General features: G+C 65.8%; 19 protein-coding genes and 1 pseudogene. 5 read left to right on the top strand and 15 right to left on the bottom strand.

The window, feature by feature from the left end; all coding sequences use genetic code 11:
• Positions 1-98: 98 nt before the first annotated feature.
• The 10 genes and pseudogenes from ACFVJ3_RS17450 to ACFVJ3_RS17405 all read right to left on the bottom strand — a co-directional run bounded on the left by ACFVJ3_RS17450 (position 99) and on the right by ACFVJ3_RS17405 (position 7,222).
• The gene (locus ACFVJ3_RS17450) at positions 99-878 is read right to left on the bottom strand and encodes a GvpL/GvpF family gas vesicle protein (RefSeq protein ID WP_378453212.1); all 780 of its coding nucleotides are present in this window, start codon (positions 876-878) and stop codon (positions 99-101) included.
• A complete protein-coding gene (locus ACFVJ3_RS17445; protein ID WP_378453211.1) occupies positions 865-1,272 on the bottom strand; it encodes a gas vesicle protein in 408 nt (135 codons plus the stop codon). Before ACFVJ3_RS17445 ends, ACFVJ3_RS17450 begins: the two co-directional genes overlap by 14 nt.
• Positions 1,269-1,559 carry a gas vesicle protein GvpO gene (gene gvpO / locus ACFVJ3_RS17440; RefSeq protein WP_378453210.1) on the bottom strand — a complete coding sequence of 97 codons (291 nt, stop codon included), beginning with the start codon at positions 1,557-1,559 and terminating at the stop codon, positions 1,269-1,271. Before gvpO ends, ACFVJ3_RS17445 begins: the two co-directional genes overlap by 4 nt.
• Positions 1,560-1,565: 6 nt before the next feature.
• Positions 1,566-1,820 (bottom strand): gas vesicle protein GvpG, encoded by a 255-nt coding sequence (locus ACFVJ3_RS17435; protein WP_378453209.1) that lies wholly within the window; start codon positions 1,818-1,820, stop codon positions 1,566-1,568.
• A gap of 3 nt (positions 1,821-1,823) precedes the next feature.
• On the bottom strand, positions 1,824-2,612 hold the full coding sequence (locus ACFVJ3_RS17430; protein WP_378453208.1) for a GvpL/GvpF family gas vesicle protein: 789 nt from the start codon (positions 2,610-2,612) through the stop codon (positions 1,824-1,826).
• Positions 2,612-3,025 carry a gas vesicle protein GvpJ gene (gene gvpJ, locus ACFVJ3_RS17425; RefSeq protein ID WP_378453207.1) on the bottom strand — a complete coding sequence of 138 codons (414 nt, stop codon included), beginning with the start codon at positions 3,023-3,025 and terminating at the stop codon, positions 2,612-2,614. Before gvpJ ends, ACFVJ3_RS17430 begins: the two co-directional genes overlap by 1 nt.
• Positions 3,022-4,197 carry an SRPBCC family protein gene (locus tag ACFVJ3_RS17420; RefSeq protein WP_378453206.1) on the bottom strand — a complete coding sequence of 392 codons (1,176 nt, stop codon included), beginning with the start codon at positions 4,195-4,197 and terminating at the stop codon, positions 3,022-3,024. The genes gvpJ and ACFVJ3_RS17420 overlap by 4 nt, the downstream gene beginning before the upstream one ends.
• A 5-nt stretch (positions 4,198-4,202) precedes the next feature.
• Positions 4,203-4,913: a hypothetical protein gene (locus ACFVJ3_RS17415; protein ID WP_378453205.1), complete on the bottom strand. Its 711-nt coding sequence runs from the start codon at positions 4,911-4,913 to the stop codon at positions 4,203-4,205.
• 356 nt (positions 4,914-5,269) lie between these two features.
• Complete coding sequence (locus tag ACFVJ3_RS17410; RefSeq protein WP_378453204.1) at positions 5,270-5,680, bottom strand: hypothetical protein; 411 nt, start codon at positions 5,678-5,680, stop codon at positions 5,270-5,272.
• A 485-nt stretch (positions 5,681-6,165) separates the two neighbouring features.
• Positions 6,166-7,222, bottom strand: a pseudogene (locus ACFVJ3_RS17405) (cupin domain-containing protein).
• A gap of 276 nt (positions 7,223-7,498) precedes the next feature.
• Here ACFVJ3_RS17405 and ACFVJ3_RS17400 point away from each other — a divergent pair.
• Complete coding sequence (locus tag ACFVJ3_RS17400) at positions 7,499-8,788, top strand: serine hydrolase domain-containing protein (RefSeq protein WP_378453217.1); 1,290 nt, start codon at positions 7,499-7,501, stop codon at positions 8,786-8,788.
• A gap of 4 nt (positions 8,789-8,792) precedes the next feature.
• Positions 8,793-9,605 carry an SMP-30/gluconolactonase/LRE family protein gene (locus ACFVJ3_RS17395; protein ID WP_378453203.1) on the top strand — a complete coding sequence of 271 codons (813 nt, stop codon included), beginning with the start codon at positions 8,793-8,795 and terminating at the stop codon, positions 9,603-9,605.
• On the opposite strand, the gene ACFVJ3_RS17390 is transcribed toward ACFVJ3_RS17395, so the two are convergent.
• Positions 9,586-9,741, bottom strand: a complete 156-nt coding sequence (locus ACFVJ3_RS17390) for a hypothetical protein (RefSeq protein WP_378453202.1) — start codon at positions 9,739-9,741, stop codon at positions 9,586-9,588. The genes ACFVJ3_RS17395 and ACFVJ3_RS17390 overlap by 20 nt on opposite strands.
• Before the next feature lie 209 nt (positions 9,742-9,950).
• On the opposite strand from ACFVJ3_RS17390, the gene ACFVJ3_RS17385 reads away from it, so the two are divergent.
• Both ACFVJ3_RS17385 and ACFVJ3_RS17380 read left to right on the top strand, forming a co-directional pair.
• Positions 9,951-11,000 carry a sigma-70 family RNA polymerase sigma factor gene (locus ACFVJ3_RS17385; RefSeq protein WP_378453201.1) on the top strand — a complete coding sequence of 350 codons (1,050 nt, stop codon included), beginning with the start codon at positions 9,951-9,953 and terminating at the stop codon, positions 10,998-11,000.
• A 175-nt stretch (positions 11,001-11,175) separates the two neighbouring features.
• Positions 11,176-11,562, top strand: a complete 387-nt coding sequence (locus tag ACFVJ3_RS17380; RefSeq protein WP_105421643.1) for a hypothetical protein — start codon at positions 11,176-11,178, stop codon at positions 11,560-11,562.
• Positions 11,563-11,573: 11 nt separating this feature from the next.
• Here ACFVJ3_RS17380 and ACFVJ3_RS17375 read toward each other — a convergent pair whose 3' ends face one another.
• Positions 11,574-12,500: an LLM class F420-dependent oxidoreductase gene (locus ACFVJ3_RS17375; RefSeq protein WP_378453200.1), complete on the bottom strand. Its 927-nt coding sequence runs from the start codon at positions 12,498-12,500 to the stop codon at positions 11,574-11,576.
• Positions 12,501-12,676: 176 nt separating this feature from the next.
• On the opposite strand from ACFVJ3_RS17375, the gene ACFVJ3_RS17370 reads away from it, so the two are divergent.
• Positions 12,677-13,177 (top strand): DoxX family protein, encoded by a 501-nt coding sequence (locus ACFVJ3_RS17370; RefSeq protein ID WP_378453216.1) that lies wholly within the window; start codon positions 12,677-12,679, stop codon positions 13,175-13,177.
• A 30-nt stretch (positions 13,178-13,207) separates the two neighbouring features.
• Here ACFVJ3_RS17370 and ACFVJ3_RS17365 read toward each other — a convergent pair whose 3' ends face one another.
• From ACFVJ3_RS17365 to ACFVJ3_RS17355, 3 genes are all read right to left on the bottom strand, one after another.
• A complete protein-coding gene (locus tag ACFVJ3_RS17365) occupies positions 13,208-13,330 on the bottom strand; it encodes a hypothetical protein (protein ID WP_378453199.1) in 123 nt (40 codons plus the stop codon).
• Between the two features lie 116 nt (positions 13,331-13,446).
• Positions 13,447-13,764 (bottom strand): chorismate mutase, encoded by a 318-nt coding sequence (locus ACFVJ3_RS17360; RefSeq protein WP_378453198.1) that lies wholly within the window; start codon positions 13,762-13,764, stop codon positions 13,447-13,449.
• Between the two features lie 125 nt (positions 13,765-13,889).
• Entirely contained in the window at positions 13,890-15,293 is a 1,404-nt protein-coding gene (locus tag ACFVJ3_RS17355; RefSeq protein ID WP_378453197.1) for a phenylacetate--CoA ligase family protein, read from the bottom strand.
• Between the last annotated feature and the right edge of the window lie 131 nt (positions 15,294-15,424).

Here is a 15,424-nt window from a genome sequence, read left to right as displayed (position 1 = left end):
GCAGGACAACCTCGCCTACGACCCGGACAAACACGGCGCCCTCCAACGACTGATCGCCCACCAACAACCGGCGGCTTGACACAGGGCAACTCATGGGCTCACCCGTCGATCCCGGCGAAGGAGTACGGCGGCCACGGTCCGGTCAGGTCCAGTGTGATGCCCGGGCGTTCGGTGTCGAGTGCCGTAACGAGCGCAGTGAAGTCGTCGACCCGCTCGTTGTCCACGAGGTAGGTGCCGTTGAAGATCATCCAGGCCCGTTTACCGGTCAGCACCGGATCGGTGACTTGCCGTCGAAGTCCGTCGACGGCATGGCCCAGGAGTGCGGAGTGAATCTCCTCCGCATGGCGGGCCGCCCTGCGTTCGACGTCTTGCTGTGCGCTCAACTCGGCACGACGACGCAGGAGATACGCGGTCCCCTTTCCCGCCGCACCCGTCGCGGACGGCTCCTCTTTCACGTTCTGCGCCAGGGCCTTCGCGTCTGCGTACGCTTTGACACCCCACTCGCTTCGTCCGGTCACCCGGCGCAGCGTTGCGCCGAACTCCTCCTGTCGTTCGTCGAGGAGGAGGCGAACGCGGTGGTCGTCGAGGTAGAGGGTCGCCAACCGCAATGGAACGGTGGGACCGCAGCGCACTACGGCGGCCACCACAGCGTCGTGTGCTCGGGCGGTTGCCGCAAGCCAGTCGAGGTCCTCGAGGTTGCGCTGCAGAGGTTCCTGCCCGAATTCGCTCAGGCTCACCGTCCCCACCACCGCGACGAGACCCGCCGACGCAACCGCGCGGACCGGCTCGCCGGCCACGCCGGTGACTCCGGCGAGTTGTGCGTCGACGATGCTGTCGGTGGTGATGCTGTAAAGCCAGACACCGTCATCCGCGGTCATCGCCGGGCTCCTGACGTTTCGCCTCCACCTCGACCGTTTCGGCGGCCTGGACGGCAGGGCGAACCGACCTGTCGGACTCGAGTGCGGCAATCCGCTCCTTGAGCTTTCGATTCTCGAGTTCGAGGTCGCTGCTCTTGCCGGTCAGCCAGGGATCGTTCTCCCACCAGTTGATCCCCACCTCCCTCGCCGTCTCCAGCGAGGCGATGACCAACCGCACCTTGATGGTCAACAGTTCGATGTCGAGCAGGTTGACCTGGATGTCTCCGGCAATCACGAGCCCCTTGTCGAGCACCCGCTCGAGGATTTCCCCGAGATTCGTCGATTGGTGCCCGCCGCCCATTCCGCCACCCGAGCTCTGCGGAAGGTTGCTCGTACCGCCGCCGGCGATGGTCATGACTGCGCGCTCCCACTGTCACCGACACCGCGGGTGTAGCGGCGGGTTCTGCGGTAGGACAACAGCTCTCCGTCCAGATCCAACACCACCTCGTACAGCGCGAGCATGTCCGTCGACGACGGGATGCGCCGATCCTCGACTACCTCCACCTCCACCGCCCAGCCGTCGTCGGTCGGCATGACCGATGTCGCACCCAGCGGCTTCTTGCCGGTCAACTGCGCAATGTCACGCGTTGCAATCTCGGCGATCTCCGGTGCCGGCAACGGAGGTGGCTGCTCTTCCGCCATCGCCCGTCACTCCTTCTCCGTGCCGGAGGGCGGCCGCGCCGTTCCGGTCATTCGGTCGAGGACGGCCTGCTGAGCCTGCTCTTCCTCCTCGGCGGAGATCTCGCCTGCCGCGCGTGCGTCCTCCAGTTCCTCGAGAGCGCGTCGCGCACTCGCGGGATTGTGGAGTTCCTCCTCGACCTGCCGCTGAATCAGCTCGGCCAGCGAGATCACCCCACGAACGGGGGCGAGCGGCAGCGTGGCGATGAACGACAGCAGACCCATCGGTCAGCCCTCCGGCTTCTGCGTCACCACGAAGTCGTAAGCGGCGAGCGGTCCGAGCAGGCGCATGTCGACCCGGCCGTCCCACTGCTCGGCCAGTTCTCCCACTGCCTTCTCGAGTTCTTCCTGCCGGGCGACCTCGACGAGGACGGCTACTTGCGCGGCCTCCTCCTCATGCGTGGGTTCCCGGACGTTGACCGAATCGGACAGCGAGTCGAGTGCCTCGACCACCTTCCGGGTGTCTTCGTCCCGCTTGGCCTCGATGGCGTTACTCACGATCTCGCCAAGGGCCATCCGGGCGTCGCGGGTGGTCTCCTCGGGCTGATCGCGGATAGTGGCGAGCAGCTTGCCCGCCTGTTCGTTCTCTTCGATGATTTCTTTGAGGATCGCCTGCTCGACGTATCGCCCCTTCACGACGTACTGTGCTCGACCTTCGAGTTCCTCCAACGCAGCGGCGAACTCGTCGGCGTGTGCTGCGAGCAACTCCTCCTCGACGGCTTCTTCATCGGTCATGACCGCCCCGAAACGAAGCGGGAGCACCGGTGCCACCCGTGACGTGCCGTCCAGCACGTGCGCGTGGGTTCGAAGGTCCTCGGGCTTGCCGAGCGGCCTGTCCACCGAGATCTCGCTCACGAGCGCTGCGATGTCGCCGTGCTTGACGATGCTGACCGGTCCGTCACACACGCCGACCGCGTCCTCTTCGGCTTGCACGTCCGCAGGCACGATGCCGTACACATAGACACCGCTGGTGCGCGGCTCGTCGGCTGAGTCGGTGCTGTTCTTCGACGTAGACATCACTTGTCACCTCGTGTGGACTTGCGCGAAACACGTTCGCGCTCAGGTTCTTCCTGCCCGCCGCCGAGGATGTCGCCGAGTTTCTCACCCGCGGACTCGAGCGCGCCCTTGGTCTTCGATTTGGCACCGCCCTCGGTGACGTCACCCACCAGATCCGTCAGGCCCTTCGGCTCGCCACTGCCGATCTCGAGCCGGTTCACGGCCTCCGCGAACCGCAGGTAGGTGTCGACACTGGCGACGACGACGCGCGCGTCGATCGTCAGCAGTTCGATGCCGACCAGCGAGACACGCACGTAGGCGTCGATGACCAGGCCCTTGTCGAGGATGGTGTCGATGACGTCGGCGAGGCTACTCGAGCTGGGACCGCCGCTGACTCCGCCACCACCTCCCCCCGCCGGTTGTACCGCCGTCATCGCCGTGCTCCTTGTCGCGAGGTTGCGGTCTTTGCGGCAGTCTTGCGCGGGCGACCTCGCCGCTTCGGGGCTTGGTCCTCACCTGCAGCCGCGGTCTTGCGTGGACGTCCTCGGCGCCGCGGCGGTGGTGGTGCTTCCTCGTCCTCGTCCGCTTGCTCGCCGGCGTCCTCGTCGGTTTCCTCGGTCTCGTCTTCGTTGGTTTCCTCAGCTTCTTCGCCTTCGGGCTCTTCGCCTTCGGGCTCCTCACCCTCGGGCCCCTCACCCTCACTCTCGTCCGTTTCCTCCAGTTCGTCCGACTCCTCCGGCCGCGCCTCGTCCTCCTCGGGCTCGACTACCTCCCCGTCCCGGATCTCCCCGCGCCATCCCTCCACCTCGTCGGGATGGAGAACGGACTGCGTCATGACGTGGCGTCCGAAGTGCTTCAACTCCAGCCGCACTCGTCGTCCCGGTGCACGCCAGAGGTTTCCCGTCTTCTCGAACAAGCCCTTCGGGTGATACTCGAGGATCAGAACGATGCGGGTGAGATCGGGAGTGACCTCGTGGAACGTCACCGCACCGTCGACATAACCTTTGGCACCCTTAGAACGCCACACGATCCGCTCATCGGGAACCTGCTCGAGGATCGACGATTCCCAGGTTCGGTGCGACAAGAAGACCTGAGCCTTCCACTCGAGTTTCTCGTCCGATTCCTGTTCCACCCGCTCGACCTTCTTCATGAAGGAGGGAAAGTCGGCGAATTGCGTCCATTGGTTGTAGGCCAGCTGGACCGGAACTCCGACATCGATCGTTTCGACGATATTGGTCAACTTGAGCTTCTTGCCTTTACCTCCGCCACCACCGCCACCACCGGTGACGGCCTCCTTGACGTCGGAGGCCTTGTCCTTGACCATCTGCTTGGCACCCTCCCAGCCACCGCTCACCGCGGATTTGATCGGCGACTCACCCTCCGCCAGTTTCTCCGAACCGGTAACAGCGGCGAGCAGACCCCCGCCGCCACCCTCGGCGTAGTCGGTGAGCCTCCCGGATGCGTTCTGCACCTTGTCGGAGACGGACGAGAGTGCTTTGTCGGCCACAGTGCCGATCAGCTTCTGCACTGCTTCCTGCAGCACGCTGGACGATCCGTTGCCGCCGCCCGGTGCGGCTTCTCGTAACTTGCTCGCGGCGTTCGTCATCGTGCTCACCGTCCGCCGCGTCGGACGGGCGCGGAATCAGTGGTGGCCTTCGCCCTTGTCTTGCGGCCGCGAGTGGGGGCTTCTTCTTCGTCCTCGTCGGATTTCGTGCTGCGCGACCTGCTGGCCGGCCGGGAGCTGCTGCTGGAAGTCCGTCGACGCGCGGCGGGGCGCTTGCGTGGGGCGGGTTCCTCGTCGGCGGCCTCTTCCTCGTCCGGCTCCTCGTACTCGTCTTCCTCTTCGGCGTATTGTTCGTCCGGCTGTTCGTCCTGCTCTTCGTCGACCTCGGACTCGTCGTACTCCTCGTCCTGGGACCGGCCGCGTCGCTTGCGGCCGAGTTTTCCGACCCTGCTGAGCTTGCCTACGGAGTTGCCGACACCGCTCACGGTGTCGTCCACGGTATCGCCCACGTCGCTGACGGCTTTTCCGCCGCCTGACAGGAGCCGGTTGTTGAGCGAGTTGATGCGTTGGCTTGCGGCGGTGACGGCTGCGGCCTTCGCCGCGCCGACCAGCTCTTCGCGAACCGAGTCGCTGATCTTGGCGAACTCGGGGGAGCTCGCGAGCAACTTCGTGCCGCGTTCCAGTAGATCGCGTGGCCCGCCGGGGAAGCGTCCGGTCGCGCCCGCGGCCGCGAGCATCAGTGCCATCTTCATCCTGTGTGTACGGCCCAGCATGTATCCCGCGCCGACGGCCAATGCAACCTGACCTTTGGTTTTCATCGTCGAACCCCTTTACCGAGTAGTCGCCGGCGCGCCGCTCGCCAACCTCGGCAATGTGTCGCAGAACCGTCCTCGGAAATGTGTCGCAAAACCGTGCGCGGTAAGGGGGCGCCGCTTGTCGACTACCCCAGCCGCGAGACACTCAACCAGCATCAGAAAACTCGGTTCGGGCAACTTCTCGCGCCGGCGTGCTGCATCGCTGGCCGCTGGGAAGGGTGGGGGTCGACGATTTCGCGCATCGGCCGTAGCGGCCACGCCGCGACAGAGCATCCGCGCGGATTGCATGGAGTTGCGATGTGGGCACCGAATATCGAAAGTTGTTGAACAGCAACACTGTTCCAGTGAAGATTTGGGCGTCATTTGGCAGCGGCGCGCACCGCCGCGACCAGCGCCGCAACGACGAGCACCAGCAGGAGGACCACGAGCAGTACCGGCGCGAGGAGGAGCCCGAGGACCAGGAGGAGAACGAGGGCGACCTTGGCCTTGCCGCTCAACCCGGAAACCAGCGCTTTGATCGCGGCCCACACAGGATTCTTGCCGGTCAGGGCGGCCCGAATGCCTGCGATTACGGCTTGGACCCCCGCGTCGCTCTGTGCAGTCGCGTCGACGAGCGTGTCCATCCATTCCTGGAATTTCTGCCGAATTTTCTGCGTCACCGTCTCGCCGCGGTCTCGCACCGCGTCCACGAGCCGGTGAACGTGGTTTTTCAGCCATTCGATGAGCGCCTCGACCGACCGCGACAACAGGCCGCGTTCGGACTCCTGCAAAACCGGGTCGGTCCTGCGCTGGTGGGTCGACGTGGTGGACCGGGGGCGCGTCGGTGCGTGGGACCCTGTGTCTCGGGGACTCTTCCGGGCCGCCGGCTTCGTAGTGTCGGCGTCGGCGTCCGTTCGTGTCGGTGAGTGCGCCGGCTTGGTCCTCCGCGGGACGCTGCGCCGTGACGCAGCCAAGGTTGATTTCGTGGCTGCCGGTCGCCTGGGTGGCAGCGGTCGCCTTCGTGGCAGCCGCCCCGAGGCGGCGTCGGGCGGCGTCGACCTTTTCGAAGTCTTGGATGATCGACCTGTCGCCGACGTGGCGGTTGCCGTCAGGTTGTCGTTGTCCGTGGTCTTGCTGTGGGAGGACGTGCCTCCACGGTCAGGCCTGGCCGGTGTGCTCCGGCCGCTTGTCCTCACTCGTGCGCCCATACACCGCAATTACCCTCGGGGCCATTCTTGAAACGGCAGCGGGTGTGGCGTTGCAGGGTGCGGCGGGTCTACTGCTCGCCGACGCCCCTTTCGTCGAGCGGGTTGTTGCGAGTGACGATGAGCGGGTCGGAAGAGGTGAACGGGAAGTTCGGCAGTTCGTCGATGTGGGTGTCGAACGTGGCGGCGAGGACTTCGCGGGAGTACGCGCTGACCGATGCGCGGTATCCGATGTCGCCGGGTGTGGGCTGGTCGAAGAAAATCAGGAAATGGATGTCCTCGGATCCCACGACCTCGATGTGATGCGGATACGCGCGGGGGATGAAATACACGTCACCCTGCTCGAGATACCAGGTGTCGAGGGAACCGTCGGGTCCATGACCGTCATCCGCGCTGATCCGCGGCGCACGTAACCCATCTCGGCGGTGATCGGGTGCCAGTGCGGTTCGCGCATCCGTCCTCGCGGATCCGCAGCGAGTACATCGACAGATCCTTCAGCGCCGGCCAGAACTGGACGCGCGCCAGGTGAGCGGATCCGACGGCGAGGCTGATGGTCGGATTCTGTTCCTCGACGGCGAACTTGTGACCATCGGAGAAGTGCGCCGCCGGCGACACCACGGGATCGCCGATTCGTGCCGCCAGGGGGCGGTCGGTGGTGTCGCGCCGGATTTTGGCGAAATCCGACGCGTCGAGATCGTAGGTGTTGCCGAGGACCGCATCGGTCATCGCGCCGAACGCTGCGCCCAGACCGAAGTCTTCGGGCCGCTCGCTTCGGAAGGCGATGATGAACTCTGCGACCTCGTCGCCGACGTTCTCGATGTGGTGCAGTGAGCCCGAATCGATGTGGAACATCTCCCCGGCGCCGATCGTGAAGGTGGCGAACTCGCTGCCGGTGTCGAGAACGGAGACCAGGGATGTTCCGGACAAACAGTAGGTGAGTTCGTTGGCGTTCGCGTGCCAATGGGGGGTGCGCATCGCTCCGGGATTGATCAGCACGCGCTTGATCGACATGCCTTTCAGGATCGGGAACGTGTCCGCTGTTATCCGGGTGATCGAGCCGAGGTCGGATTGCTCGACGATCTCGCCGCCGGCCAGCGAGGTGCTATGGCTGCTGCGTCGCGTGCTCATGGAATTGCCTTCCGTGTCGGTGGTGGGAAGCAGTTCGCACATACAGGTAGAAGTATGTCTTTCCGCGGCGCATTGTTCCGGTGAAGTCGAAGGAGCAGGCGGGCATCGGGGTTACGATGCACAAGGAGATCTGCCCAGCTGGTACCGCTCATCGGTGCGGTATCGACCCCTGCCGCAGAGGCGGTGATGCCCACGATGAGGGATTCCCCGGCGGAGAACGCGCCGAGCCGTACGGTCGGAGGGCGTTACCGCGCATTGCGTACCACCCGCGCCGCTGTGCTTGCGGTCGGCGTTGCCCTCGTGATCGCGGGCTGCTCGACCACTTCCGCGCCGACGACCTCGCATGCATCGAACGGTGCACTCCCTGCCGCGACGACCGCGACCGATGCCGCACCAACGGGGTCGGCGCTGAAGCCCATCGATCCGGCCGCATTCCAGGCCGCCGTGAACGCTGCGGCCGAGGAACTACTCGTCCCCGGTGCAGTGGTGCAGCTCCGCACCCCGCAGGGAAACTTCGACGCTGTGGTCGGCACGACCGAACTGGGCGCGCAGACACCGCCTGATGCACAAACTCATTTCCGGATCGCCTCGAACACCAAGACCATGACTGCGGCGCTGATCGTGCTCCTTGCCCAGGACGGCAAGCTCCAGTTCGGCGACCCGGTGTCCACCTACGTCTCAGATGTGCCGAACGGCGAGAACATCACCGTCGCAGAGCTGTTGACGATGCGCAGTGGGCTGTACAACTACACGACCTCGCCCGAATTCGCGGCCACTCTGGATACCGACCCGGCGAAGGCCTGGACGCCGCAAGAGGTCTTGGATATCGCGTTCCGGCAGCCGCCGGAATTCCCGCCGGGCACGTCTTACGAGTACAGCAACACTAACTACGCATTGCTGGGTCTGATCGCCGAGAATGTCGGCGGGCGTCCGTTGGCCGAGCAGTTCCGGGATCGGTTGTTCGGACCGCTCGGGTTGCAGCAGACCTCGCTTCCCGCCGCAGACGACGCCGCGACCATTCCGGATCCCTACTCACACGGCTACATGTACGGCGAATCGTCCTACGCGATGGTCGACGAGGAGTATCCCGCCGACATGCAGGCCGCCGCACGGGCCGGGACACTCCAACCCCTCGACTACACCAACCAGAATTCCTCCTACGCCACCGCGGCCGGTGGCGCCATCTCCACGGCAGACGACCTGGCCACGTGGATCCGGGCACTGGTGTCGGGCAACGTCCTGAATCCCGAGTACCAGCAGCAATGGCTCCACAGCCTGCAACCCGAGGATCCGAGCACACCCGATGGGCAGCAATACGGGTACGGCATCAGCTATCAGCGTTTCGGGCCGAACGCCTCGATGTACTACCACGGCGGTGAGCTGCCGGGTTTCAACTCGTTCATCGGCTACGACCCGGACAACGACGTCACGCTGGTGATCTGGACCAACCTGACCCTGTCGCCCGAAGGCAAGACCACAGCGAACGCTTTGCTGCCCACAGTTCTCGACGAGATCTACGCCGGGTTGTCGCTGGCGCCCACACCAGCTCCGACCACCACCAGGTGATGCGGTGTGCGATGTGGAGGTCCTGTTCGAAGCGGAGGGATTGTTGGAGGCCCCGCGGCCGATGCCGGACGGCTCGGTGGTGTTTGCGAACACCACCGCCGGTGGTGTGTATCGGTGGACCGCCACGGACACCACTGTCGTGGTGGAACGCCGGCGGGGAATCGGCGGGATCGCGGCGCACGTCGACGGTGGACTCCTGGTGGGCGGGCGCGACCTCCTGCATACCGGAACCACGGGCCGGACCACCGTCCTGGCGGTCGATGGAGCGACCGGACTGAACGACATGACCGTCGCCTCAGACGGGTCGCTCTTTGTAGGGGTACTGCGGCACCGGCCCGGTGCGGGGGAGGCCGCGCCGCCGTCGGAATTGCTGCACATTTCACCGACCGGCTCCGTCCGTGTTGTTCGCGACGACCTCTTGTGGCCGAACGGAATCGGCATCTCACCTGACGGCACGCGGGTTTACGTTGCTGAGTTCGCTGCCTCGCGTGTCCGCGTTCTCGGCCCGGAGGAGGCATCGGTATTCGCTCATGCTCCTCGCGGTGAATGTGATGGGCTCGCGGTCGACGTCGAGGGCTGCGTCTGGGTGGCCCTGGGCAGCGGCGGCGGCATCGCTCGATTCAGCGCCGACGGAGTCCTCGATGAGCTGATCGACCTGGCAGGGCGTTTCGTGTCCTCGCTCGCCTTCTCCGGAACGGCGATATACGTCACGACGGCGGGCGCTCTGTTGCGTCTGGACGTCGGCGTGGAGGGACTTCCCGTCGCGGAGGCGAGAGTTCCTGTGGCACGACTTCACGTCAGCGGTCGGGTTGGGTGACCCACACGCGCTCGAGCGCCGCCGCGGACCCTTGGCGACTACGCTGCCGCGCACGCACGTCCTGCGCGGCGTCCACGAGGTCGTACTGCTCACCCGTCGTCACTGTCACGGTCCCGGCGGCCGATGCGTCGAACAATTCGACTGCTCGCCAGGAGAATTCACAGTAGATGCGGTTGAAGTGCGTCAGTAGTGACCGGGTGAGCTACACCGATCCGGCAGTGTTCAACCGCTGCGGGTCGACGGGGAACGGTCCGCTGGCCACACCGTCGCCGTCGGTGAGCGCATGCACTGCAGGTATTGCCGGTCGCCGGTGCGACCGCCGACACTCGGGCAGAATCGTCCCCTGTGACCGACATGTCCGCACGAACACCCGACGCGGCGGCAGAAGCCGACGATGCCGGCCTGGCCAGGGCCCGCGACGGAGACGACGCCGCGTTCACCCGCCTGGTCGGACCGTTGCGCCGCGAACTACACGCCCATTGCTACCGCATGCTCGGATCGAGTCACGACGCCGACGACGCTCTACAGGATGCCCTGTTTCGGGCGTGGCGCGGTTTTGCGCGGTTCGAAGGTCGCAGTACGCTGCGCTCCTGGCTCTACACCGTCGCGACGCGCACGTGCCTGGACGCCGTCGAATCGCGCGGTAAGCGGGCCCTGCCCGTCGACCTGGGCCCGTCCAGTGATCGTGCCGTCATCGGTGACGTCCCGCTCACGGACGTGGCCTGGCTGGGTCCCTACGCCGACGCGGGTCTGACCGCCGGTTCGGTGGGGCCGGCCGCGCGCTACGAGCAACGCGAGGCTGTGGAATTGGCATTCGTTGCGGCACTGCAACATCTGCCGGGCAATCAGCGGGCTGCCCTGCTGCTCTTCGAAGTCTTGGGCTTCTCCGCCGCCGAGATCGCCGACACCATGGACACGACGACGGCGTCGGTGAACAGCGCGCTGCAGCGGGCACGGGCGATCGTCGCCCAGAAGATTCCGCCGGTGACGCAGGCACAAACTTTGCGCGAGATCGACGACACGCGTGTGCGTGCCATCGTCGCCGGGTACTCCACCGCGCTGGAACGCGGGGATGCCGACGCCCTGGTTGCCCTGCTGACGGAGGATGTCACCTGGTCGATGCCGCCGATGGCGCACTGGTACCGCGGTCTCGCCGCGGTCACCGATTTCGCGGTCCGGGTCCCGCTCACGGGGTGCGGTTCGTGGCGTCACCTCCCGGTCGGTGCGAACGGTCAGCCCGCCGTCGCCTTCTACCTGTGGGACGAAGACGCCGGCACTCACCTCCGCTGGTCGATCACCGTGCTGACCCTCCGCGGTTCCAAGATTGCGGAGCTGACCTCGTTCCTCGGTCCGGAGCATTTCGAGCCCTTCGGGTTGCCGGAATCAATGCCCTGACCGTTCATCGAAATTACGCTGATCGGGTACCTGTGGGCGCACGAGCCGAACTTTTCACTTGTGCCGGCGGGCAATCGCCGAGGTACTCTTCCGATGCCGCGGTTTCGCCACCGATGATGCAGCCGCAGGTTACAGTCGGAACCGGTTTTTCCTTCTTCAGCAGGGTGGGATCGTGATGAACTTGATCAAGAAATCGGCTGCGTCGGTTCTCGTCGCAGCGACGGTGACACTCGGGGCGGGTACGGCCCACGCCGACCCAGTTCTACCGAACACGGGAACGCCGGCCCTGGCGATCCCCGGCAGACACGAGGTCGACAAGCAGAAGGCTCTCGAGAACATGCTCAACGAACTCGGTGTCGGCTGGGCAAACGGGGGAGCGGCCGGCACGGCGATCGGTGCGCTCATGGGTCTCGGTGTCGGATGTATCTCGATGTTCCCCGGCAGTCTCGCCGGTTGCATCATCGGCACGCCGATCGGGGCGATCACCGGCGCGATTGTCGGTATCGGTCAGGGCAACCCCCGGGCGCAGCAGGCCATCCAGGAATACATCAACACGCCGTGAGTCGTTGTCCGTCAAATTCGTTCGCGGAGTTGACGGATCACGGGCGCAAACGGCTCCAGATACGGTTCGTGGACGGTGATGTACGAGAAACCGTAGCGCTCCCGATGGCTTCGGAGTTGGTCGGCCATCTCCCGCACGGTTCCCACTAGGGCATACGGGGTGTCGAGGACGTCGTCGACCGACATCGTCCCACCGAGCCGGTCCACGATCTCGTTGGCCGCGGCGCGGCGGTCGTCCGTCACGACGACCATCTGGACCAGTAGATGCCACTCGATGTCTTCGGCTCTGGCGCCGGCGTGTGCCCGTACGAAGCGAATTCGCTCGGCGGTCTCGTCCGCGGTGGCGAGGCGGAAGGTGCCCGGGGGCCGGCCCGGAATCTGAAATGTCCCCGCGACGCCGACGATGTCTGCGTGGGCCGCCGCGATCCGCAGCACCCGGTCGCCGGTGCCGCCGATGATCAGGGGCGGACCCGCGTCGCCGAATCCGCGCCGCTGCAACGGTCGTGGCAGGGCGCGGCCCTCGGGTAGCTCGTCGAGATCCGCGGTGAAGAAGGTGTGCAGGCCGTCGACCATCTCCGACAACTGTTCGACCCGTCCGCCGAAGGCCTTCCATTCGATCCCCGCAGCGTCGAACTCCCACTTCATGTGTCCGGCACCGAGTCCGATGTCGAGCCTTCCGTCGGTGAGGACGTCCGTCGTCGCAATCTCTCGGGCGAGTAGGGCGGCATTCCAGAACGGTGCGTTGAGCACCAGAGTTCCGACACGCAAGCGGGTGGCGTCGGCGACGGCCACCAGCAGTGGAAACGGGGCCGGGGCGCCGAGATGGTCCGCGGCGAACACGGTGTCGTAGCCGGCGCTCTCACCGAGTCGGCATCGGTCGAGAAGGGCGTCGCGGGATTCGAAGCCGAAGATGTTGAACGAGAATCTGAAATCGCGCATGGACTTCACGATGCACCCGAAGTGGCTCGGCCGGTGACCGAATGCGGGGAGTGGATCCGCGACCGCACCGCAATGGATGTGATGCTCGCCACAATCGGGTCAGTTTTCCAACGTGGCTGTATCGCACCGTCGTGATGGCGCAACGATTAGGGCAGGCATGCCTTATCTTCGGCGAGGTGACAACAAAGAGCATTTCACGCCTTCACGGCCCCAGTGTCGACTATGCCATCGCGGCTTTCCGCGTGGTTATCGGCTTCCTATTCTTCTGCCATGGCACGTCGACGTTGTTCGCGTGGCCGACCGCGCCTCATGGCGGGCATACCGCAGCGGTAGGTGCCTGGCCGAGTTGGTGGGGCGCGGTCATCCAACTCGTCTGTGGCGCCGCGTTGTTCCTCGGCCTGGGGACGCGAATCGCCGCGTTCATTGCCTCGGGTTCGATGGCGTACGCCTACTTCTGGAGTCATCAGCCGGACGGCGTCCTCCCCATCCAGAACAGCGGTGAGCTCTCGGCCATCTTCTGCTGGGCCCTGTTCCTGATGATCTTCCTCGGTGCCGGCGCTCTCTCGCTCGATCGCGTCATTGCTCGCGGTGGGCGCACGGCGCAGTCGGACGACGGCGTCGATGGCACCGCCGGCGAACAGGGACCTACCACCGAGTCGCATGAAGTGAACGCCTGAACAGCTTCTTGTGTGCCGGGGCGATGGCCGTCATCCCCCGGAGGTGAGGGAGGCATCGACCGCTTGCTGGAGGCGGTCGAGGTCGGCACCGAACGCACCGAAGTCGCCCCGTCGCTGGGCCTCGCGGAGCTCGTCGAGTGCCGCCCTCGGCACCAAGAGAAATGGTTGCCGTCCCGGATTGCGCCGGACAAGCGAACAGTGCCCAGCGTCATGGCGACTGCTGGGCACTGCTCTCGTGCTCGGTATCGACCGAGATGAGAGTGGGTGGGCTACCGAGTTCGGTACGTCGACGAGAAGGGTGGCCGCGCCAGCCGGAGCAATTCCAGGGCCAGCAGCGAGCCGCGGGGGCCCAACTCGTCCTGATAGCGGCGGATCACGTCCGTCTCTCCGCCGAGCGCGACCATAGGTGCACCGGACTCGACCCGGGTTCGGGCCGCGAGCTGCGCGAGAGCGAGACGGCGATTGACTGCGTCCAGGATCTCCGCATCGAGGCGAGCGATCTCGGTGTGGAGGCGATTCAGATCTGTGCCCTCGGAGACTGCGCCCGTGGCATTTTCGGTGACCGCCCCGAAATCCGTGTCCGTCATCGTTGCTCCTCGACTGGGTGACCGTGTACTACCATCGTCGGACCGGAGTGGCCGTGAAGACAGACACCCTGGGGTGCAGATCGTCGACCCTTGGCCGGTTCGACCGCCGGGGGTGCACTTCGGGTCTATCGCAGTGCGATGAACCGCTGCAGTTTCCCGCTAGCGTGATGACGCTGCAGATGGTCGACGACCTCGATCCGGACCTGCGGATCGGACACCCCTTGCCTGCGCAGCGCCGCGCTGACAGCCGAGGTCAGCGCGGCGACATCCGGGGCGCCGACCGCGAAGATCTCCGCGCCGTCGACGGTCTGTCGGACCTGGTACTCGGAGATACGCGGATCTGCGCCGAGGACGTAGCGAAAAGTGCTCGCGGGCACGATCGTGGTTCCGTACCGGAAATCGTCGTCCCGCCGCCCACCGATGTCGGCGACGCGCGCGAACGCGCTTCCGCACGCGCACCTACCGGGCAGCAACGTGACCTGGTCTCCGAGGTCGTAACGGATGAAGGGAAAGGTGCGGTTGGCCAGGCCCGTCGCGAGCGTTCGCGCCGCGGGCGTATCGGCCGCGACCGGGGCACCACTGTCGTCGACACGCTCGAGCACAACCTCGTCCTCGCACACGTGCAGGCCCTCGCCGAGTCCGCAACCCACGGCCTGCACGCCGATCTCGGTCGACCCCCAGAGGTTGTGGATCGGCACCGACCAGGCGTCGCGGATGGCCTGCCGATCCTCGTCCAGCAGGGGTTCGGAGTTGGTGCTCACCCGCACAGGACTGATTTTCAGATCACCCGCCACTGCGGCGCGGGCGAGTCGTCCGATCACTGTCGCATAGCCCACCAGATGCGTGGGCCGGGCAGTGGCCACCGCGGCGACGACCTCGTCGAATGGTGCGCCCGCCGGGATCACGACGGTCTCCATCCCCGGTGCGGTCGGCACATCGAACAATGGGGTGCTCGCGTGCGGGGGGACACCGGCCGCCAGCACGGCCAGACGCGCGGGAGACCGCACGGACGATGCCCGCCGTTCCTCGCGCGCCTGCACCCGCCAGGCAAGGCACGCCGCCGAAACGTAGAACTGCCAATCCCAGACGTAGACACCCCGGACGCCACTCGAACCACCCGAACTGAAGATCTGCTCGTCGCCCGACGTGTACGAAAACCATTGCTGCTCGGCCAGAATCCTTTCGGCACGTTCGCGATCGAGGCCGCGAACCGTGATGATCGCATCCCACTCGTCCTGAGCGTCCCGCTTCGTCATCATCGGCAGCGACGCCAGGTCGGCGAGCGAGGCCGCGGACGGATCGAGGCCACGAAGTCTCCGGGCATGAAATGGAGACCGCTCGCGTGCGTGCGCGAGGAGGGCCCGCAGCCGCTCGGTTCGGTAGCGCTCGATCTGATCTCTCGACCAATCCAGGCGTCCCATGTGATCCTCGAAGGCGGCCTGAACCGCATTCACATGGCCGGCGCGCACACGCGCATACGCCACCTGCTCCGCGTCTTCCGGAGCACTTCCGGGAACCGATCGGGTCATGACGCCCTCCACATCACGGTGGTCCGACGCACCGCATTCGTGCGTGCCCTTCCGAGTTTTGCACACCGGCGCACCGACCGTCAGGCACGTGCGCGAGCCCAGCTCGATGCCCAGCGTAGTCAGGGTTGGAT

Origin of the sequence: Rhodococcus sp. NPDC127593 (assembly GCF_042671975.1) — a bacterium.
In the GTDB taxonomy this organism is placed as follows: domain Bacteria; phylum Actinomycetota; class Actinomycetes; order Mycobacteriales; family Mycobacteriaceae; genus Rhodococcus_F.
This window is presented reverse-complemented; position numbering and strand designations above follow the sequence as displayed.

Coding starts and splice junctions, on each gene's coding strand:
- ACFVJ3_RS17450 (WP_378453212.1), bottom strand. CDS start 878: ATGACCGCGGATGACGGTGTCTGGCTTTACAGCATCACCACCGACAGC.
- ACFVJ3_RS17445 (WP_378453211.1), bottom strand. CDS start 1,272: ATGACCATCGCCGGCGGCGGTACGAGCAACCTTCCGCAGAGCTCGGGT.
- gvpO (WP_378453210.1), bottom strand. CDS start 1,559: ATGGCGGAAGAGCAGCCACCTCCGTTGCCGGCACCGGAGATCGCCGAG.
- ACFVJ3_RS17435 (WP_378453209.1), bottom strand. CDS start 1,820: ATGGGTCTGCTGTCGTTCATCGCCACGCTGCCGCTCGCCCCCGTTCGT.
- ACFVJ3_RS17430 (WP_378453208.1), bottom strand. CDS start 2,612: ATGTCTACGTCGAAGAACAGCACCGACTCAGCCGACGAGCCGCGCACC.
- gvpJ (WP_378453207.1), bottom strand. CDS start 3,025: ATGACGGCGGTACAACCGGCGGGGGGAGGTGGTGGCGGAGTCAGCGGC.
- ACFVJ3_RS17420 (WP_378453206.1), bottom strand. CDS start 4,197: ATGACGAACGCCGCGAGCAAGTTACGAGAAGCCGCACCGGGCGGCGGC.
- ACFVJ3_RS17415 (WP_378453205.1), bottom strand. CDS start 4,913: ATGAAAACCAAAGGTCAGGTTGCATTGGCCGTCGGCGCGGGATACATG.
- ACFVJ3_RS17380 (WP_105421643.1), top strand. CDS start 11,176: ATGAACTTGATCAAGAAATCGGCTGCGTCGGTTCTCGTCGCAGCGACG.
- ACFVJ3_RS17375 (WP_378453200.1), bottom strand. CDS start 12,500: ATGCGCGATTTCAGATTCTCGTTCAACATCTTCGGCTTCGAATCCCGC.
- ACFVJ3_RS17360 (WP_378453198.1), bottom strand. CDS start 13,764: ATGACGGACACGGATTTCGGGGCGGTCACCGAAAATGCCACGGGCGCA.
- ACFVJ3_RS17355 (WP_378453197.1), bottom strand. CDS start 15,293: ATGACCCGATCGGTTCCCGGAAGTGCTCCGGAAGACGCGGAGCAGGTG.